At 59.8% G+C, this 20,465-nt stretch carries 14 protein-coding genes and 1 tRNA gene; 10 read left to right on the top strand and 5 right to left on the bottom strand.

The window, feature by feature from the left end; all coding sequences use genetic code 11:
* Positions 1 to 248 precede the first annotated feature (248 nt).
* Together P2081_RS10105 and P2081_RS10100 are read left to right on the top strand one after the other, a co-directional pair.
* Complete coding sequence (locus P2081_RS10105) at positions 249 to 1,082, top strand: hypothetical protein (RefSeq protein WP_278922747.1); 834 nt, start codon at positions 249 to 251, stop codon at positions 1,080 to 1,082.
* Positions 1,082 to 2,197, top strand: a complete 1,116-nt coding sequence (locus P2081_RS10100) for an endonuclease/exonuclease/phosphatase family protein (protein ID WP_278922746.1) — start codon at positions 1,082 to 1,084, stop codon at positions 2,195 to 2,197. The genes P2081_RS10105 and P2081_RS10100 overlap by 1 nt, the downstream gene beginning before the upstream one ends.
* A gap of 13 nt (positions 2,198 to 2,210) precedes the next feature.
* Here the strand turns inward: P2081_RS10100 and P2081_RS10095 are convergent, their stop codons facing one another.
* The gene (locus P2081_RS10095) at positions 2,211 to 3,119 is read right to left on the bottom strand and encodes a sugar nucleotide-binding protein (RefSeq protein WP_278922745.1); all 909 of its coding nucleotides are present in this window, start codon (positions 3,117 to 3,119) and stop codon (positions 2,211 to 2,213) included.
* Between the two features lie 97 nt (positions 3,120 to 3,216).
* Between P2081_RS10095 and P2081_RS10090 the strand changes: the two genes are divergently transcribed.
* From P2081_RS10090 to P2081_RS10075, 4 genes are all read left to right on the top strand, one after another.
* Positions 3,217 to 4,167: a LysR family transcriptional regulator gene (locus P2081_RS10090; RefSeq protein WP_278922744.1), complete on the top strand. Its 951-nt coding sequence runs from the start codon at positions 3,217 to 3,219 to the stop codon at positions 4,165 to 4,167.
* Between the two features lie 31 nt (positions 4,168 to 4,198).
* Positions 4,199 to 5,302, top strand: coding sequence for a 3-isopropylmalate dehydrogenase (gene leuB, locus P2081_RS10085; protein ID WP_278922743.1), 1,104 nt, complete (start codon positions 4,199 to 4,201; stop codon positions 5,300 to 5,302).
* Between the two features lie 222 nt (positions 5,303 to 5,524).
* Positions 5,525 to 7,435, top strand: coding sequence for a glycosyltransferase family 2 protein (locus tag P2081_RS10080; protein ID WP_278922742.1), 1,911 nt, complete (start codon positions 5,525 to 5,527; stop codon positions 7,433 to 7,435).
* A 56-nt stretch (positions 7,436 to 7,491) separates the two neighbouring features.
* Positions 7,492 to 11,634 carry a glycosyltransferase family 2 protein gene (locus P2081_RS10075; RefSeq protein WP_278922741.1) on the top strand — a complete coding sequence of 1,381 codons (4,143 nt, stop codon included), beginning with the start codon at positions 7,492 to 7,494 and terminating at the stop codon, positions 11,632 to 11,634.
* Positions 11,635 to 11,690: 56 nt separating this feature from the next.
* Here the strand turns inward: P2081_RS10075 and P2081_RS10070 are convergent, their stop codons facing one another.
* Positions 11,691 to 13,244, bottom strand: a complete 1,554-nt coding sequence (locus P2081_RS10070; protein ID WP_278922740.1) for a glycosyltransferase — start codon at positions 13,242 to 13,244, stop codon at positions 11,691 to 11,693.
* Complete coding sequence (locus P2081_RS10065) at positions 13,241 to 14,329, bottom strand: sulfotransferase domain-containing protein (RefSeq protein WP_278922739.1); 1,089 nt, start codon at positions 14,327 to 14,329, stop codon at positions 13,241 to 13,243. The genes P2081_RS10070 and P2081_RS10065 overlap by 4 nt, the downstream gene beginning before the upstream one ends.
* Before the next feature lie 203 nt (positions 14,330 to 14,532).
* On the opposite strand from P2081_RS10065, the gene P2081_RS10060 reads away from it, so the two are divergent.
* Positions 14,533 to 15,180, top strand: coding sequence for a sulfotransferase family 2 domain-containing protein (locus P2081_RS10060; RefSeq protein WP_278922738.1), 648 nt, complete (start codon positions 14,533 to 14,535; stop codon positions 15,178 to 15,180).
* A 137-nt stretch (positions 15,181 to 15,317) separates the two neighbouring features.
* Here P2081_RS10060 and P2081_RS10055 read toward each other — a convergent pair whose 3' ends face one another.
* Positions 15,318 to 16,214 (bottom strand): LysR substrate-binding domain-containing protein, encoded by an 897-nt coding sequence (locus tag P2081_RS10055; RefSeq protein ID WP_278922737.1) that lies wholly within the window; start codon positions 16,212 to 16,214, stop codon positions 15,318 to 15,320.
* Positions 16,215 to 16,299: 85 nt separating this feature from the next.
* Between P2081_RS10055 and P2081_RS10050 the strand changes: the two genes are divergently transcribed.
* Positions 16,300 to 17,475: a CaiB/BaiF CoA transferase family protein gene (locus P2081_RS10050; RefSeq protein WP_278922736.1), complete on the top strand. Its 1,176-nt coding sequence runs from the start codon at positions 16,300 to 16,302 to the stop codon at positions 17,473 to 17,475.
* Positions 17,472 to 18,608, top strand: coding sequence for an acyl-CoA dehydrogenase family protein (locus P2081_RS10045; protein ID WP_278922735.1), 1,137 nt, complete (start codon positions 17,472 to 17,474; stop codon positions 18,606 to 18,608). Before P2081_RS10050 ends, P2081_RS10045 begins: the two co-directional genes overlap by 4 nt.
* A gap of 266 nt (positions 18,609 to 18,874) precedes the next feature.
* On the opposite strand, the gene P2081_RS10040 is transcribed toward P2081_RS10045, so the two are convergent.
* Positions 18,875 to 18,949, bottom strand: a tRNA-Thr gene (locus P2081_RS10040).
* Between the two features lie 247 nt (positions 18,950 to 19,196).
* Between P2081_RS10040 and murA the strand changes: the two genes are divergently transcribed.
* Positions 19,197 to 20,465 carry a UDP-N-acetylglucosamine 1-carboxyvinyltransferase gene (gene murA / locus P2081_RS10035; RefSeq protein WP_278922734.1) on the top strand — a complete coding sequence of 423 codons (1,269 nt, stop codon included), beginning with the start codon at positions 19,197 to 19,199 and terminating at the stop codon, positions 20,463 to 20,465.

Here is a 20,465-nt window from a genome sequence, read left to right as displayed (position 1 = left end):
ACACCACATATAGTAACCATATCAAAACCCACTGTTTCGATGGGGGAATATTGATGCATTCCGGCACCAGACCAGGGGGTCTGCGCGGTGAAAGTGAATTTTGCACCAATGCAAACTTGAGCCCTGCGGCCAATCCATGCACAAATGGGGCGAAATTGAGGCGCGCATTCTGAGGTTCAGAGTGCATCAAGTTGGAACAAAGGCACGGCAAAGTACCGTCCAGTCCAGTTTGAAAGGGAAAATAAGCAGTGTTTGCTCGCATAACAGGCGCAGCAACTCGCGGGGTATTGGTTGCATTGCTGATTGTAATGCCATCGCTGCTCTTGCCGGTTTCTGCCACAGAATCTCCAGAGATCATCGCCCTGATGGCGATCCTGGGCGGAGCTTTGACCTTTGCCGAGTATTTTTCCAATTATCCCAGCTTTGTAGAATTCCGCGAAGCACCACCCTTGAACCGGATGCGCTATATCGCAGCCTTTGCCATGGTCGGCCTGCTAAGCCTGCTGACCCGCCACCCACTGGACCCCACCGGGTTGACCGCACTGGTGCATACCTTCGGAACCCACCTGGGCGCGGCGCTGGATTTCAGCTATTCCCCGGTGCAGTTGATCGTCCTGATGCTGCCGCTGGACACCGCGAGCGAGACCCAGCAGCTGATGCGCAGCGCCGCCAGCATTGCCTATCTCGTCGCCGGGTTGGCGGTATTGGGCTTTGTGCTGGCCATCCGTCTGGGCAACTGGCCCGTTGCCAATGGGGCCTTCAACGTCTGGGTGAACCTGCCACTGTTTGACCCGACCACGGGCGGCGATGTGGTTGCCCGGCTGCAGCGCGATGGCCGCATCAATATTATCATTGGGATCTTGCTGCCCTTTGCCATTCCGGCCTGCATCAAGCTGATGTCCGGCCTTATTGATGTCACGCATCTGACGGCACCGCAAATGCTGATCTGGCTGGTTGCCGCCTGGGCCTTTGTCCCTGTGTCGATGATCATGCGCGGCCTGGCCTTTCTACGTGTTGCAGAACTGATCGCGCAGAAACGACGGGCGGCCTATGCCCACGCCGAAGCTCTGCAGGCCGTGTGATGCGCCCCGCGGCAGAGAGCGCCCTCTCTGTCCTGCGGTTTCTGCTGCTCCTGTTGCCCCTATTGTCCCCCCTGACGCTGCTGGCCACCCCCCAAACAGGCCCTGCACCTGGGCCTGCTCCCGGCAGCCTGCGGATTGCAACCTTCAACACAGAACTCTCTCGCCCCGGCCCCGGCCTGCTGCTCCGCGATATCAACCGGGGCGAGGACGCCCAGATCGCGGCGGTGGTCACCGTCATCGCAGCCACCCGGCCCGATATTCTGGCGCTGCAGGGGATCGACTGGGATTATGACAATCTGGCGCTCAAGGCGCTGGAGCAGCGTCTCGCTGCGGCTGGTGCGCCCTATCCCCATCTTTTTGCCCAGCAGCCCAATTCGGGCCTTGCCACCCCGCTGGATCTGGACGGCGATCAGCGGCGCGGCGGCGCTGGCGATTCCCAGGGCTATGGCAATTACACCGGACGCGGCGGCATTGCCGTGCTGTCCAGATACCCCATCCGAACCGAGGAGATCAGAGATCTGACGCCGCTATTGTGGCGCGATATCCCTGGTGCCACCCTGCCACGTCACCCTGATGGCAGCGCCTTTCCATCCCCCCAGGCCCAGGCCATTCAGCGCCTGTCCTCGACCGCGCATTGGGCGCTGCCAATTGCCCTGGATGCCCAGACGCGGCTGACCCTGCTCAGCTTTCAGGCCACGCCGCCGCTGTTTGATGGCCCCGAAGATCGCAACGGGCTGCGCAACGCTGATGAAATCCGCCTCTGGCAGCGGTTCCTGGATGGGCAGTTGCCAGAAACGCTTGGACCACCACCGACGCAGACCTTTGTGCTGGCTGGCGGGGCCAATCTGGATCCCGACACCGGCGATGGCAACCGCGCGGCCATTGCCGCCCTGCTGCAAGACCCCAGGCTGCAGGATCCGCGCCCGGCTTCATCACAGGCGGGCACAAAGACCGTCGATTGGGGCGACGGACGCCGCATGCGGGTGGACTACCTGCTGCCGTCTCGCGACTGGCAGGTCACTGGTGCCGGAGTGGTCTGGCCGGACGACACTGTCTCTGCCGCCGCAACGGCCAGCCGCCATAGGCTGGTCTGGGTTGATATCTCCTTGGACTAGCCCAATTGCCGGGTCAAACCACCAGATCTTTGCACACTGCCGTAGACCCTTGATCCGACAAGAGCCCCCCTGGCAGGCAACGCGGCAGGGCCTGTCGCAGTGGTGTGTCGCGGAAATCCGGCAAGAGCTGTTGCAGCAGCCCCCCCGACAGGCTGTGCGGGGTATTCCATAGATAGCGCATCTCTAGCAGGCATCGCCCCAGGGGCCAGAAGGGGCGGGCCAGCTGCAACGGCAGCCAGGACATCTGCCGCAGCCGGGCCGGGTGACGCAGATGTCTGTTGATCGCTGACAGCATCTCTTGCCCCGACAGGGTATAGCCCGCAAAAGGCACATCCAGATGGCGTGGCAGGTTGGCCCGGATTTCGGCCAGGCCAACTGCGGCGCGGGCAACATCCGGCAGATAGGCCCATGCATGGGCAATATCCGCCCGCCCGGGATAGCTGAATTTCCCTTTGTGCAGCTTGGCGGTGATCATGGTATCGAACCAATTCCCCGATGCTTCGGTATCCAGATAATCCCCGGCTCGCAGCACGATCACCTGGGCGCTGGAGGCCCGGTAGGCTTTCTCCATCTCAATGCGAATGCGCCCCAGCGGGTTTTGCGCCGCATGCGAGCTGTTTTCACACCAGGGTGACGGTGTCTGCGGCCCAAACACATAGACATTGCCCGGCACAATCACCGTAGCGCCGCTGGCTTCAGCAACAGCGATCACCTGCCGATGCAGTTCCGGCACCTGCGCCGCCCAATCCGGGTAGGCCGGGTTCCAGCAACTGACGATAACCTGCGCGCCGCTTGCGGCCTCGGCCAGATCCTGCGTCCCGCGCTGAAAGCGCCGCACCTGCCAGCCAGCCCGCGCAAAAGCCTCGGCCGCTGATCGGCCAAACCGGCCCGAGGCCCCTAGTATGAGTGCAACCTGTGTCATCCGCTTGTCTCCTGTTTAAGATCTCCTGCAGGCACTTTCTCCCATTCATAAAAAACTAAATATTGCCAAAAAATTCTGATCTGCCATTCATTATTGAATGGATATCGCAAAACTCACCGATTGGTCCCTAATCCAGAGCTTCCTTGCCGTTGCAGACCACGGGTCGTTGTCTGCGGCAGCGCAGCAGTTGGGGCGCAGCCAGCCCACATTAGGACGCCATATACAAAGCCTTGAGGCGCAGCTTAGCCAGCAGCTGTTTGAACGCCATCCCCGCGGATTGCGGCTATCATCTGCGGGCACCGCCCTGCTGCCAATGGCACGCGAGATGCAGCAACAAATGTACCACCTATCGCTGCAGGCGGCAGGCCAGTCCGAAGCGCTGGTCGGCACGGTCCGCATCACCGCCAGCGTCTTTGCCGCCCATTACCTGCTGCCGCCCATCCTCGCTGAAATTCGCATCGCCGAGCCACAGATAGAGCTGGAACTGGTGCCGACAGATGCCAGCGAGAACCTGCTGTATCGCGCCGCCGACATTGCCCTGCGCATGTACCGCCCCAGCCAGCTTGATGTGATCACCCAGCATGTCACCGATTTGCCGCTGGGGATCTTTGCTGCCAAATCCTACCTCGACAGGCGGGGTCGTCCGAAAAACGCCCAGGACCTGTGGCAGCATGATCTGGTGGGCTACGACAGCAACGATCTGATCCTGCGCAGCATGCAGGCCCTGGGCTGGCAGGTCGAGCGCACCGCCTTTGCCCTGCGCTGTGACAATCAGGCAACCTATTGGCAATTGGTGCGGGCGGGCTGCGGCATCGGGTTTTGCCAAACTGCCGTTGCCCGCGCCGATCCCGGCATCGAAGAGCTCACCCTTGGCGTTGACATCCCGCCCCTGCCGGTCTGGCTGACCACCCACCGCGCGATGCGGGAAACGCCCCGCATCCGGCGGGTCTGGTCCCTATTGGCAAAGGCGTTGCAAAACACCAAAAAATCAACACCTCAGCCCCCCGAAACGCCCCCCGTTATTGACCCCGCAGCCCCAGAGAGGTAGGCCACTCCCAACTGATTTTTAGGAGGCACACATGTCCAATCCATCGATTCTGATTCTGCCCGGCGACGGCATCGGCCCCGAGGTCATGACCGAGGTACGCAAAGTCATCACCTGGTTTGGTGAGGCCCGCGGCATTCAGTTCGATGTGAGCGAAGATCTGGTCGGCGGTGCCGCCTATGACAAGCACGGTGTGCCCCTCGCGGATGCGACCATGGCCAAGGCGCAAGAGGTCGACGCGGTTCTGCTTGGCGCGGTTGGCGGCCCGGCCTATGACAATCTGGATTTCAGCGTCAAACCCGAACGCGGCCTGCTGCGCCTGCGCAAGGAAATGGATCTCTACGCCAACCTGCGCCCGGCGCAGTGCTTTGACGCGCTGGCGGATTTCTCCTCGCTCAAGCGTGACATCGTTGCCGGTCTCGACATCATGATCCTGCGCGAACTGACCTCGGGCGTCTATTTTGGCGAACCCCGTGGTATCTTTGAAGAAGGCAACGAACGCGTCGGCATCAACACCCAGCGCTACACCGAGTCCGAAATCGAACGCGCTGCCCGCTCTGCCTTTGAACTGGCAATGCGCCGCAACAAGAAGGTCTGCTCTATGGAGAAGGCCAATGTGATGGAGAGCGGAATCCTGTGGCGCGAGGTCACCACCCGCGTCGGCCAGGACTACCCCGAGGTTGAGCTGTCGCATATGTATGCCGATAACGGTGCCATGCAGCTGGTGCGGGCCCCCAAGCAATTCGACGTGATCCTGACCGACAACCTGTTTGGCGATATCCTGTCCGACTGCGCCGCGATGCTGACCGGCAGCCTGGGCATGTTGCCTTCTGCAAGCCTTGGCGCCCCCATGGCCAATGGCCGCCCCAAGGCGATGTATGAACCCGTACACGGATCCGCGCCTGATATCGCAGGCCAGGGCAAAGCCAACCCCATCGCCTGTATCCTCAGCTTTGCCATGGCGCTGCGCTACAGCTTTGACATGGGTGATGAGGCCGACCGGCTGGAAGGCGCCATTGAAAAAGTGCTGGCCGATGGCGCGCGCACCGCAGACCTGCTGGGCGAAGAAGGTGTTGATCCGATCTCGACCAGCGAGATGGGCGATGCCGTGGTGGCCGCACTTCAGGCCGGCCTGTAAATCAAACGCCGTCCCAATCGGGCAGAACGGCGCAGCAAGACATGGCAAGAGGGCGGCAACGCCCTCTTTTCTTTTGGGGTTGCCTATTTTGACGCCAACCTGCCCTGCACGCAGCAAGTCTCTGCCCAGGTTGGCACAGGGGTGATGACAGCCCCCCAGCCTTTGCTATACGAGAACAGTTTCTAGGTTTCCCCTGGTCCTTTTGAAAAGATCGCCCGCTGAATGCCAAGCCCCACGCCAAAGCCGCTGATTTCGGTCATCCTGCCGGTCTACAACGTCAAAGACCATGTTGCGGCCTGCATCCGCAGCCTTCAGGCGCAAGACCTGTGCGATTTCGAAGCCCTAGTGATCGACGACGGCTCCACTGACAACAGTGCTGATGTGGCGCGCAAGGCCATCGCACAGGACCCGCGTTTTCGACTGGTGCAACAGTCCAACAAGGGGTTGTCGGGGGCGCGCAACACCGGGCTGGATCTGGCACAGGCAGATTACATTGCCTTTCTCGACAGCGATGACCAACTGGCCCCCGACTATCTGTCGCAGCTGTGGCAGGCGCTTGAGGACACAGGCGCTGACTGGGTGTCCTGCGGCATTCGCTTTTGCTTTCCCGATGGCAGTCACAGTGACCATTCCGCCATTCACGGCCAGGCCGCGCGGCACAGCTCTGGCCAGCGCAGAACCTACCCGCTGACCACCTGGCAGCAGGCGATTGTCCACTTTCCTTCGGCCTGGAACAAATTGTACCGCCGCAGCTTGATCGCGGATCTGCGCTTTCGTGAAGGGACCTGGTTCGAGGATCACGAATTCTATTATCAGGCCGCCGCGCGCAGCGATCACCTGCTGCATATCGAAGCGCCGCTCTACCTGCAGACCCGCGCCCGCGAGGGGCAGATAACCGGCAGCGACAGCGACCGGGTTTTTGAACAATTCCCGGTGCTGGATCGCATCAAGGCCCTTATGGCCACCGCACCACGCGCTGATGCTGATGCCGCCTTTGAACAGATCGCCAGCCGCCTGCTGTTTGAACGCAGCACTGCCCTGCGCGCGCCCGAACGCCGCGCCCGTTATGCCGACGCCTGCATCAGGTATCTAGACCGCCACGGGCTGCGCTATTGCCCGGACTGGGACCCGCATATATCAGCGGCCTGGGGTCTCGAAATGACTGGCACCCTACCGCTGAGCGTGGTGCTGCCCTGGTCCGGCGGCGATACGGATCTGCTGAAAATCAGCCTGAACGCGCTGGCACAACAGGGCGCACCAGGGCGGGAGATCCTGATCCTGTGCAACAGCCAGCAGGCGGAAACCCAGGCAAGTCTCCTTGCGGCGGACCACCCAGAAGCGCGCGTTCTGCGCCACGCTGAGGCAGGGATCGCCGCCGCTTGCGCGGCCGGGCTGTCGGCGGCACGCGGCCGCTATCTCAACTTCCTTGTGCCAGGGGATGCATTGGGTGAAATGGCCCTGCACGACTGGGTGGATGGAATGCTGACAGCAGAGGCAGATTTTGCCGTTTCAGCCTATCGCTTGGGACTAGAGGGCGAGACCTATCATGCCGCCATCTATTGCGACGATGCGCAGATCCTGCAGCCGCTGGCCGCCGCTGATTTTACGTATTCCCCCGAACTTGCCCTGGCCCTGGATGGCCAGATTTCGCCAAAGCTTTATCGCCGTTCCTTTCTGATCGAGGCCGGGCTTGGCTTTGGCATTGGTGCCTTGCCGGGATGGCAACTGGCCCTTGAGGCGGCGCTTTTGGCACCAAAAGCGCTGTATTTTTCGCAGTCCGGCTGCGATGTGAACCAGTCTGACGCGGCGCTGGCACAGTATGCCCCGGGCCGGGCGGCCGCTGCCTTTGTGCGCTCGCTTGATCAACTGACTGCCCGGTTGCAGGCGGCTGGTCTGTCCAGCAAACTGCCCCAAGGCTGGCAACGGCGTCTCTTTGCGCGCGCCCTGCGGCAGCGCATGGCACAGATCCGCGCCCCCCTGCCTCGCCTGAAACTGGGTCTCTTATGCCTCACCGCGGTCTGGGCAGCCCTGCGCCGCGGCCTGACACGAACCCAAAGCCCCCTTGACCCTGGAGAGGGGCAACGGATAGCCACCTTACTGAGTATTGAAGCCCAACTTCGCCGCCGCCCCTAGTCGCCCTATCCGGCGCAAGAATACGATCAAACACGTCAAAATAGATGGAAAAGTCGATGCAGTCGTTCTTAGTTCAGGGTCCCAAGGTGTTTCGCTACACTGCCAGATTCACTGAGGTTCCTTACGCCAATATCTCGTTTTTTGATCGCGAGCAGGCCAACATTCTGTTCCATTTATCTTTGCGTCAGGACGAGGGGCTCTGCGTCTGCAACAAACGCACTGGAGAGGTCTGGGCCGCCGAGAAATCCTATAAGAAATCTCTGGATAAATCCGAGGCTGAAGTCACAATTACCTTTGCCCCACCATATGTTACCGTGACGGTAGATGAGGTGCGCGTGTTCCGCTTTGGCTACAATGTCTTCCGCCGCTCTTACCCGAATCTGGACCAGATCAGTTTTGTTTCCTACCAGGGTGGTATCGCAGATGCCGATATCGACTTTGGCGATGACGCGCGCCAGAAGCTATCTCTTGGGGCGCTCACCCGGAACAACCAGGCCAAACTCAACAAAGGGCAGCTGTGTCTCAGCAACCGGCTGGAGTTGCGGGCGCGGGTGAAATACACCTCCACTCTTCCCAGCCTGCACCTGGACCTGCCCGGAGAGGACTCGGTGCCGCAGGTCATTCTCTACCCGGATGCCACCAAAAATCGCGGCAGCGACAGGAGCGAACAATGCGCAGATGTCATCGTTTTGCTGCCCGGGCGTATCTGGAAAGGGCGCGCCAAGGATGACGCGCTGGATTTGGGGCTCCTGCATGCCGATGGCAGCCTCGCCTGCCCTCGCCTGCGCCTGACCCCTGCGGATCTGGTAGAACAGATTGAGCAGATTATCTGCGATGTGGATCTGTGCGGCGATTCGCTCACCGCAATGCAAATCTTTGAACATGTGCAATTTGGCGATTTGCAGACCCAGCTATCCGACCAAAGCCGTGCCCACCTTGCATCCGCACAGCAGTTTTACGGCATGAGCGACTATATCGAACCTGCTGAAGGCGGTTCTTCCCCAAAGCCCGAAGCCGCGAGCCTGCCTGAACTGGCACCACGGGACCCGGTGGTTCACGCCCATGGTGTCTTTGGCCAGCGGATGCGCGAAACGCCAGAGACCGACCCGCTGACGCTGCTGGGCGAACTGCTGCCTGACATTCCCAAAGATCTACGTTGCTATCTGTTTCTCAGCCTCAGCGAGTTCTTCAGCCACCCGGATCATGATTTTGACGGGTTTCATCAGCTCTACTGCGCCGAAGGGTTCCGTGCCAGCCTGTCGCCAGAGGCTGGCAACCTTTACAAAAGCTCGGCGCTCTTGCCTTTTTTGTTCCTGGAAGATCGCCACGCCGAGATCTGCCCAACACTGCGGTCTTTGATCGAACCGACGGCTGGATGGATTGTTACCCCGGCAGTTTCCTGGCTGCTACGCCGGGCAATTGCCGGCCAGGGTGTCGAGGAAAAGGTCCGCGAACACATCATCTATGCCTATATGGATCTGGTCGACCGGCAGGCGGGGCAATACTGGGGACGGGCCCATTGCCAGGATCTGACCGGTGTCGCGGTGGATCTGCTGCATAATATCGACAGTTTTACCGATTATATCCAACGCCCGATCATAGAATTCACCCTGCGTGCCTACGGGCTGTCCCGCCAGTTCTGGCACCAGATGGATGCCCGTGTCCCCCTGGAAACCCACTCCGAGCTAGCAACGCTGCGTCAAGCCTTTGCAGTGATCGAGGCCGCACTCGACCGCGCCGAACACGGGTCAACGGCAACCCTGGAGGTTAGCCAGGCACTCGACCTGTTCCAGGTCTATCAATGCAGCGATCTGATGCGCATTCGCCGAGAGCTGCTTGGCCCCGCAGCCACCTATCTGGCCGAGGATGCCCCCCTGAGCGTCGAGGCGCTGAAACGTGCCGAGATCCCGCAGGAAGAAGCCGGCCTGCGCCATATGGCTTTTCCTGGTGCGGCAGCTGTGGCGCAAGATCTGGTCTCTGCCACCGCCACGGCCCTGCCCAAATTTTACCGCGACATCCCGCGCGCGCCCTACTACCAATTGCAGCAAAGGGTCAGCCAGCGCTGTCACCTGCTGATCAAGCAGGCCGCGACCCAACCGATTTCCCCGACACAGATCCTCGATCTGGGCCGTGATCTGCGCCTGTTGTCGACACAACGCAGTCACTTTCTCGGCTTCGGCCTTACCCTTGCCCTGCTGCGGGCCCTGCATCCCCATACGCCCCAGAAAGAGGCACAGGAGGCCCTTATCGGATTGCTGACATCCCTGACCGAGGATCTGACCGCAACAGAAAAAAATGCCATGAGCAAAGCCACTGCGGCCAACCTGGCACTGTTGGCGCTGCGCGATACGCCGGAAAGCCAGCCGCTCTTTGCCAGGGTTCGTGACATTCTGCCAGATCTCGCCCAGGCCCTGCCAGCGCCCCACCCGCTGCCGGAAGGCGCCCCCGCGCTTGCGGGCTCGCCCCTGTTTGACACAATTGTCACGGTGTTTTCCTGCCTGCCCAACCTGAACAGCCGCGTTCCAGCCATGCGCGCAGGCTGGCTGACGCTACTTCAGGCGCTGGACATCCCCTATGTCATCATCGTTGGCGATGGCGATGGACGGCTTGACGGGGATATCGTGCATCTTGATGCCCCCGATTCCTACGAAGGGTTGCCGCAAAAGACCCTGGCCACCATCGCCTGGGTCTATGAAAACACCCGCTTTTCACACCTTATCAAGATTGATGACGACTGCTTTTTGAATCCGGATATTTTCTTTCACGGGCAAAGCTATCGCAAATTCGACTATTACGGCCGAATCCTGACCCGCCGCCCCGGCGATATGGACCGGGCCTGGCACAATGAAAAATCGACCTCTGATCGCGGGCGGCTGGAACTGGATAAATCTCCTGAACCATCAACTTATACCGATGGCGGCACTGGCTATGCGCTGAGCCGTACCGCCATGGCTGCAGTCTGTGCCGCAAGCGCAAGCCCGGAAGGACAGCACCTAATCCAGATGTCCTTTATGGAAGACAAGATGCTGGGGGATCTCTTGGCGCAACAGGGCATTCGTCCTGCGGATGAAGACTATCGCACCTCTATTCGCCGCCGCACCTGGGGCAAGGCAACACCGGTTTCGCGCTGGGTCAACAGCTTCGACGCCAGTCAGGCCGCACCGGTCTCTCTGGTGCATCTGGATGAACACGCGAGCCAGGCCCAGGCCTGCGCCAAACTGTCAGCGCCAAGCCTGACGCCCAAGAAAATCTGGCCCACCTATCAGGATGCCGCGCTGGTCTATCAAAGCAATGCGCTGGAACTGATCAGCAGCGAAGACCGCCTGGAGGCCGCACGCGGTGCAGAGATCGCAGTGGTCGCCTGTATGCGCAATGAAATGTTCATGCTGCCACAGTTTCTTGCCCACTACCGGCGCCTTGGCGTCGAGAGCTTTCTCATCGCTGACAACTGCTCTGATGATGGCACCCTGGAATACCTGATGGAACAGCCGGATGTGGCGCTGTTCTCTGTCGATACCGACTATAGCCTGTCGCACTATGGCGCGGGCTGGCAACAGGCTATGATTGCGGCCTTCCGTCCCGGAAAGTGGAGCCTGATCGCCGATACCGACGAATTGCTGGTCTGGCAGACTCCCCAAAAGCAAAGCCTGCCCGCCCTGCTGCAAACCGCCGCTTTTGAGGGGGCCGATGCCGCCCGCATCTTCATGCTGGACATGTACCCCAAGGGCTCTTTGGGGGACGCAACCTTCCAAACCGATCCCTTTAGCGAGGCGGGATATGTCGACCGCGAACCGTTTTTGGCCAATTGGACCGGACAGGGACCCTTTTCCAACATGCCCACCTGGACCAGCGCCGTACGGCATCGGCTGATCGCCGGTTCGCGCATGGATCTGTTTGTGGCGCAGAAAATCGCCCTGCTGAAGTATCAGCCCTGGATGCGGATTTCGGCCGGGTATCACTTTGTCACCGATATCAAACTGTCCAGCCGCGAGCTGATCTTTGGCCACTTCAAGTACAATGCCGATTTCCATCGCAAGGCCCAGATAGAGGTGGCGCGCCGCCAACACTTCAACGATGCGGAAGAATACCGGAAATACCTGGCCCTGATGTCAGAGGGACGCGATGTGATTTATGAAGAAGGACTTTCGGTGCCCTGGCAGGAAGCCAATTTTGTCAAATCCCGCCTTGAGAAGGCCTAGCGCCAGACGCCGAACAGACAACTGCGCGCCCGGCCCCCGCCGTGCGCGCCCCCTACCTAGCCCAGGCCTGTTTCTGCGGATCGGGTGAGGTCGGATGAGGTATAGACCTCGGTCAACTGCGCCAAATGGTTCGCCATTGAATTGGGCACACGTGCGCCAGCCCAATAGGTCTCCATGTTCACAGCGCCGGACAGGATCGCCTGCAGCCGATCGTGGAACGCCTGGATGTCGCCTGCGGCAAACACCATATCGCGGCAGTTTGACAGCTCTTGCGCGCCGCCCAGATCGCTGGTCAGCAGCGGGATATGATTGGCGTGCATTTCAATCGCGACCTGTGGCAGGTTGTCGTTCCACAGCACCGGCACCACCCCAAGGTCGATCTGTGAAAAGATCGCCGGCAGCTCGTCATGGGTGTAGCCATCGTGATACTCCAACCCGGCCAGATGTTGCCCCACCGCCGAGAGCTCTGCCATGGTATCCGCATCGCCACGCCGGGCTGCAACCACCAGCCGGATGCGTTTCGCCAACGGGGATGGCAGGGATTTAAGTGCCTCCAGCAGAAAGAAGAACCCTTTGTCCCGCCGCATATAGCCCAGATACCCGAGTGAAAGCACCTCTTGCTCTTGGATGGGCAGCCGACGCGGTGTGGTTCGTTGGTAGCAGTCAGCCAGCGCAGTACCGATATATGAGGTCTGCAACAGATCGCTACGCACCCCATAGCGACGCGCTACACCGGCAGTGAAGTCAGAGACCGCCAAAACCTGATCGCAATGCGCGTTAATCAAAGAGACCATCTCGGCCCGCCGTTTGGCAAAGGGAGTTGGCACAGTGACCGGGGCCGATTGGCGCTGCGGGTTTTGGCCGCTCGCCACTTCTGAGGAAACCTGTCGCCGGGTGCCGGTGATCTTGCGCAGACTGCGTCGCGCAGCATTCAGCCCGATCGACAGCCGCCGCCCAACCCGGATCGTCGGCTGGTACAGCAGCTGAAACATTCGGCTGTTGGGTTCGAACCCAGCAGCCTTCAACCGATAGGCCAAGGCATGGGCTAGGCGCAATTGCTTTTGGTTATGCGCCTGCGGCAGGCAACTACCGCATTTGGCACCACCTTTGAAATCCAGGCAGTTCTCACGCTCTTGAAACCACAGGTTCACCTGCGGGCAAAAGGGATAATAGTTGTGCAAAGACAGGATCAGCCGCATCTGAGGCCAGCGGGCTTTCAGCTTTAGGACCCGCGCGGGCAGACCTTCAAGATTGTTGAAATGCACCACATCATAGGGGCCAGTTGCCTCTAGAAAATCGTAAAAGCACGCTTCGGTGGCGGTGTCCTCACACTGGGCTGCACTGCCAAAGGAGAAATGCGCAGGCGACAGGACCGCAGAATTGACAATTTCATAGCGCCGCCCGCGATCCTGGCGTGGACCGTGGCGGGTCTGCTCCCAACGTGGTGGCCGCTTGCGCAGGTCATACGAAATCCCCGCAGACAAAAACACCGCGTCGATATCGCTGCCTTGATCCAGTTCCTGCAAGATATTGCGCTGATATTGCGACACCCCACCGCCCCGGTTCTCTGCGTCCAGGTAATCAACCCAATTGTAGTAAAGCACCCTCACGACGGGTCGCCATCATCAGTGGGCAGTCGCGCTTCAAGCGCATCTAGCCGCTCAGTCACCACGCGGTTCTGCTGCTGTGTCTTTTTGCGCAACGCCTGTAATTCAGCCAGCAAGTGCCCGGCCACAAGCCAACCCTCACGCGCGGTCTGTGTCTCTTGCTCAGGCAGATGCTGGTGAAAGGGCGCAAGGGTTGCGTCAAATTCAGGGATCTCACGCTGTAGCTCTGTCAGCCCATCCAGCGTTCTTTGACGAAGGGCCGCAAACGCATCACCAGCCCCCGTAGGGTTACCCGCCTCTTCGCTGGCCAGATGGGCAAGAAAACGGGTTGCCATTGGCTGGACCATCTTGTCTGGAATTCCGGCGTTTTGCAGCATGCGCACCATCTCAAGCAAGGTATCGTCCAGACGTGGATTTGGATCCGCCTTTGCCAGGACCAGGCCGAATTTTGGCAGGGCGACATCAATAGCAGAGAGGAAATCCTTGAAGAGCAAATTGTTCTCGCGGCTGGCCTCGCTATAGCTACGCAGGGTGACGGCCTCCGCTCCAAAAATCTCGATCCAAGGCCGCAACGCCAGGGCATAGTCATAGTGGATCGGTTCTACCAGATCAGTCATCGCCACGTTATAAGGGGGCGTCTTCATCCCCATCTTGATCAGTTGGTTATACCAGGATCGCAAATGGCTGTCTGGCGGGCGCAAGAAGGCGATCACCTTAAAGTCGATATCACGCGCGGATTTGATAATCCTGGACAGCGTCTTGACCGCCTTGGGAATACAGGCAAGCCGCATGAACTCTTCCGAGCTTACAATCATCCGGGAGTGCTTGCTGGTGCGCAACTCATCAAATAGTGCCGCCCAGATCTGCTGCGGGGTCTCTGGCTTATTGTAGCCATGCAGAAAGGTTTCAACCCCTGCCGCCTTATACAGGCTGTAGGCAAGATCGGAATGTTTGGAATACTGCAACGTCGTCTGGGCAAGCGCAAAGTCATGCCGTTTGAGCAATCTCGGGTTCAGATCCAGGAACTCCTGGATGGCGGTCGTGCCCGTCTTGAAGTGTCCGATATGAAGGTACAGTGTCTTGCGCATAAAGCCCCCATTACTGCAAGTTTTGCGAGAGGGCCAGCCACTCTGGCAAGGTTTTTTGGTGCGACAGCGTCACCTTCCAGCCTTCACAAAAGACCGCTCTCGCAGAGCACCTGCCGCTCTGCCATATTGCCTTAACACGCAAATACGACTACTCAACCTCCACCTCAGGCTGCCAGAAATTCGATCTTCGGAAAGACACATTCATGACTGTAATCCTAGACACGCAAAAATTCTTTTATGCGGCTGCGCCAAAGGTCGCGTGCTCTTCTCTGAAACTGGCGTTTTTCGAGTTGGAAAATGGCAGACCATTCGAAAAATACACCATCAACCGCAACAAAAAGCACATCCACAACGTTGGGTATCGCACCTTGTTGCGGTCTGCATACCCAGAGCATCGCATCAAAGATTATTTCCGCACGACTTTTGTCAGGGACCCCATTGCACGCTTGCTTTCAGCCTATGGCAACCGGGTAATCGCCCATAAAGAGCTCTCGCTTCAGATCGCCCGGAAAGGCCTGGAGGAACAGAAGCTAGAGCCAACACCAGATCTGGATCTCTTTGTTGACCGGTTGGCAGACTATCAAAAGGCACATCCGTCTATTCTCCACCACACCCAGCCCCTGGTGCTGTTCCTTGGCGCCGATGCCGACTATTTTTCGCGCATATATTTGCTCTCTGAAATGGCACAGTTTGTCAGCGATTTCACCGAACGCACCGGGCAGCCGCTCACTGTTGGCCGGGAACAGACCGGGGGACCAAAATTCAAACCCAGCGACCTGACAGAAAAACAGCGCCAAAAGCTGATGAAAGTCTACCGGGACGATTATAAGGCCTTTGGCAAGTATTTCTAACCTGCCAGCCCCCATCAGGGCGGTTAATACTGCTAGGCCATCGCAGTCGATCCTAGGCGGGCAGGATGCTGCCGCGCCATCGGCCCGGACCTGTGCACCCCATGCCGCCTTGGGTCCGCGCCGGGTGCGCCTGGCATTCAAGGAGGCGAGCTGAAGAAGGCTTCGGCAAAGGCGGTGAAAGCCTGGATGATGGGCCGTTTGATCGCCATATCGCGATGGGCAAGGGCGATCTGGTGCCGCGGCGGTCGACCAGCCAGCGGCACCCGGATGACTGCCTTGCCATCGTAGCACGCTCCGTTTGACAGATCTGTTGCAAGCAAACCGATGCCGAACCCATTGGCCACCATCGACCGTAGCATTTCGATCGAACCGGTTTCATGGGCCACCCGCACCGGCACCCGGGCGTTTTGCAGCAACGACAGGAAATAACCGCGGCTGTGCGGCAGGTTCATCAGGATGATCGGCTCCTGCGCCAGCTCTGGCGCGCTGACTTTGGCCTGCTGTGCCAGCCGGTGCCCCAGGGGCAGCAGTGCATAGGGTTCCGCCGCCATCAGCGGGGTGATGGCGAAATCGGACGGCACCCCGAAATCATATAGCAGCGCCAGATCAAGGCGGCCTTCGCTAAGCCAGTCGAACAGCGTTTGCAGATCGCCTTCAAGGATGCGGATTTCAGCATTGGGATGGGTATCCTTAAAATTGCGCACCAGTTGCGGTGCATAGCGTGGGCCGAGGGTGGAAAACACCCCGAGGTTCAGAAATTCCGGTGTGCCCTCGCCGCCGCTCAGCACCCAGCGCGCCTGTTTCTCCAACTCGCGCAGCTGCGCAACCTTGTGCTGCCCATAGGGTGTTAGTTCCATTCCCCGACCGGGAATGCGGACAAAAAGCTTCTGCCCAAAGACCTCCTCGCAGCGGGTAATAGCCAGCGAAACCGCGGGCTGCGAGGTATTCAGCGCGCGGCTTGCTGCAGCAGTGCTGCCGGTATCCGCAACCGCAAGCAGGATTTCGACCTGACGAAAGTTCAATGGTATATTCAATTTTGAATACCCCTTATATGCATCTTGTATTTCTGAGTATATCCAAACAAGCGCTATCTTCCAGCAAGCAATTGATGGTGGATATATGTTCAAACATGATGAAACTGCGGGTCACAGACCGCTAGAGGGGGTCCGGGTCTTGGACTTTTCCCGCGTGCTGGCCGGCCCCTACTGTACCGCGCTGATGGCCGATCTCGGCGCAGAGGTGATCAAGGTGGAACCGCCCTCGGGCGATGACTATCGCCACATCGGCCCGTTCCAGGACGGCGAAAGCCTGCTGTTCCAATCGGTGAACCGCGGCAAGAAATCCATTGTTCTGGATCTGAAATCCGCTGAGGGCGCCGCCGCGGCGCGGGCCTTGGCGGCTGAGTGCGATATTGTCATCGAAAACTTCCGCCCCGGCGTGATGGCCCGGTTTGGGTTGGGTCCGGATGAGCTGTGCGCAGCCCTTCCCCGCTTGGTCTATGTCTCGGTCTCCGGTTTCGGCCAGACCGGTCCGAACCGAAGCCTGCCAGCCTATGACATCATCATCCAGGCAATGAGCGGCCTAATGGATATGACCGGCGCAGAGGACGGCCCGCCGATGATGGCCGGGGATGCCTTTGCCGATGTGGCAGGTGGCATGTTTGCGGCCTTCGGCGCCATGGTGGCGCTGTTTGACCGCGCGCGCAGCGGCAAGGGGCGGCATGTTGATCTGGCACTGTATGACTCGCTCGTGTCCATGATGCCGGTCGGGGCCTGCCGGGCGCTGATGACCAAAGAGACGCCAAAGCGGACCGGCAGCAAGCACCCGCTTTCGGCCCCCTTTGGCACCTATCCGGCCAAAGACGGCAGCTTTACCGTTGCGGTGCTGAACGATCGGCTGTTTGCGACCTTTGCGACGGCCATCGACGCACCGGAACTGGCGCAAGATCCGCTCTTTGCCAGCGACACATTGCGGCGGCAGAATGAACCCGCGTTGGCGCAGCATATCGAAAGCTGGGCCGCCACGCGGGACGTGCAGAACGTGGTTACGGCGCTGTCAGATGCGGGCATTCCCGCTGCTGCGCTGTGTTCGGTGCGACAGGCTTGGGATTCGCCCCAGGTACAGGCGCGCGAACTGGCGACAGCGGTTGCCCATCCTGCTCTCGGGGAATTCACCGTGCCGGAACAGCCGGTGCATTTCAGCGGTGCCCCGCGTGGCGGGCGACAGGCGGCCCCGGAACTGGGGGCGCATACCACGGAAATTCTACAACGGTTGAAAGAAGGAAATGCCGGATGACCGATGATCTGAACACTGAAGAGCAGGCCGTCATCGGCCAGATAGAACGGTTTTCGAATGAGGTTCTGGCACCTGCCGCTGCAGGTATCGATGCCAAAGCGCAGTTTGCAACGTTGCATCAGTCGGCGCTGGCAGAGATGGGCATCATGGGGATGAACCTGCCCGAAGCCTATGGCGGTATTGGCCTGTCCGGACCTGCGCTCTATTGCGCGGTAGAGGCGATAGCCGGGGCCTGCGGCTCCACCGCGTCTATGCTGACGGCACATTTTCTGGCAACGGATTCGCTGCTGCTGGGGGCGGATGAGACGCTGAAACAGCGTTTTCTTCCGCAGGCTGCGGCGGGCACCACCCTTGGAGCCTTTGCGCTGACCGAACCGCAGGCCGGATCCAACCCGGCAGATATGCGCACCACGGCGACACGGGACGGCGACGGATACCGGTTGAAAGGATCCAAGTGCTTTATCTCAAACGCCGGTGCGGCGGATTTCATCGTAGTCTATGCCAAAACCGACAGCGCGGCGGGGGCCCGCGGGGTCAGCGCCTTTGTAGTCGAACCTGACAAGACAGACGGGGTAGAGATCGGTCGCCACGAAGAAACCATGGGGCTACGCGGTGGGCATGTCTTCCCAATCTCGTTTGACTGCCATGTACCACAGGAAAACCGGCTGGGCGAGGAAGGCACAGGGTTCCGCACTGCAATGAAAGTGTTGGACAATGGCCGCATCGAAGTGGCCGCGCAGGCAACCGGCATAGCCCAGGCCGCCCTGGATGCAGCGGTTTCATATGCCAAGGAACGCGAGGTCGGCGGCCAGCCGATCGGCAATTTCCAGGGGCTACAATGGATGCTGGCAGACAGCGCCACCGAATTGGCGGCGGCGCGGGCATTGGGGCTGCAGGCCGCCCGCAAACGGGGCACCGGTGCCCGCTATTCCTCCGACTCGGCCTTTGCCAAGCTGTATGCCAGCGAAGCGGCCTGGCGCATTGCCGACCGGGCGCTACAGATTCACGGTGGCTATGGCTACACTCGCGATTTCCCGCTGGAACGCTATCTGCGCGATTTGCGGATCTTCCGAATCTACGAAGGATCGTCGGAAATTCAGCGCACCATCATCGCCCGCGACCTGTTAAAGTAACGATGCAGGGAGGCTCAGTTAAACCTGGGCCTCCTTTACGGGCAGCTTCACTGCGAGCGCCCTGAAGGCACGAGAAGCTAGCGGGGCGGAACGACCCTCGACCAAAATCGCCCCCGGCACCCCGATCAACCCCTTGGTAAATACGGAAATCAGCGCTGAAACCCACGCGTAATCATCCCGAGGCTGGTTTTGTGGGGGGGGTATCGCACATCCAAATAGTGTTTGCCTTCAAGGCTTTATAGCTATCTTGGGTGAGAAGTCTTTACTGGTGCTGCTGGAGAGAATCGAACTCTCGACCTCTCCCTTACCAAGGGAGTGCTCTACCTCTGAGCTACAGCAGCGCCGGTGAAGGGGCTTTTAGGGATAAACGCTGAAGGGCGCAAGAGCTTCTGGACGGTTTTTTCACACTAAGTTACAGAAGGTCTATGGCAGAGAAAAAACCGCAAAAACCGAGCCCGGCCGCCTCGCAGCGAGAGGATCGACTGAAAGCCTCATTGAAAGCCAATATGGCGCGCCGAAAGGCGCAGGCAAAGGCACGCGCAGTGAAACAAGAGACAACGACCGAAGAGTCGGAAAGGTAGAGGCGAGATGGATTCGATTTTGGTAAAAGGCAGTGGCCCCCTGAAGGGCCAGATTCCAATTGCAGGTGCCAAGAACGCCTGCCTCGCCCTGATGCCAGCCACGCTGCTCAGCGAAGAACCGCTGACCCTGACCAATGCGCCACGGTTGAGCGATATCAAAACCATGACCGAACTGCTGCGATCCCTGGGGGCGGAAGTTTCCAGCCTGCAGGACGGGCAGGTTCAGGCGCTCTCCAGCCATAATATCGACAACCACGTCGCCGATTATGAAATCGTGCGCAAAATGCGGGCCTCCAATCTGGTACTGGGGCCGATGCTGGCGCGGCTGGGGCAGGCAGTGGTCTCGCTGCCGGGCGGCTGTGCCATTGGGGCGCGGCCGATGGATCTGCACATTCACGGCCTGGAAGCGCTTGGCGCCGAGATCGAGCTGAAAGACGGCTATCTGCACGCCAAGGCGCCAGGCGGACTCAAGGGGGCGATGATCGAGCTCAACTTTGCCTCGGTGGGGGCCACCGAAAACATCATGATGGCCGCCACCCTGGCAAAGGGCACCACGGTGATCAAGAACGCCGCCCGCGAGCCAGAGATCGTCGACCTGGCGGACTGTTTGACAAAAATGGGCGCCCATATTGATGGCGCCGGAACCGGAACCATCACCATTGAAGGAGTGGACCGGCTGCATGGGGCCACCCATCCCGTTGTCACCGACCGGATTGAACTGGGCACCTATATGCTCGCCCCGGCAATCTGTGGCGGCGAGGTAGAGCTGCTGGGCGGACGTCTTGATCTGATTGGTGCCTTTGTCGAAAAACTGGATGCGGCAGGCATTGATGTTACCGAAACCAAGGCAGGACTGATGGTCAAGCGTCGTGGCGACCGGGTCAAGGCAGTGGATGTCACCACCGAACCCTTCCCCGGCTTTCCCACCGACCTGCAGGCGCAGATGATGGCCCTGATGTGCACCGCCGACGGCACCAGCGTGCTAGAAGAGAAAATCTTCGAGAACCGCTTTATGCACGCGCCAGAACTGATTCGTATGGGCGCCCAGATTGACGTACAGGGCGGGCATGCCACGGTAACAGGCGTTGAACGCCTCAAGGGCGCACCGGTTATGGCTACTGATCTGCGGGCCTCTGTCTCGCTGATCCTGGCGGGCCTTGCGGCCGAAGGCGAAACCATCGTCAACCGGGTTTACCATCTGGATCGCGGCTATGAACATGTTGTGCGCAAGTTCTCTGCCGTTGGTGCCAAAATCGAACGCATCAAGGGGAGCTAG

Source organism: Pseudophaeobacter profundi (genome assembly GCF_029697505.1).
Classification (GTDB): domain Bacteria; phylum Pseudomonadota; class Alphaproteobacteria; order Rhodobacterales; family Rhodobacteraceae; genus Pseudophaeobacter; species Pseudophaeobacter profundi.
Note: the sequence above shows the minus strand (reverse complement) of the source record. Positions and strands in the feature narration are given on the sequence as shown.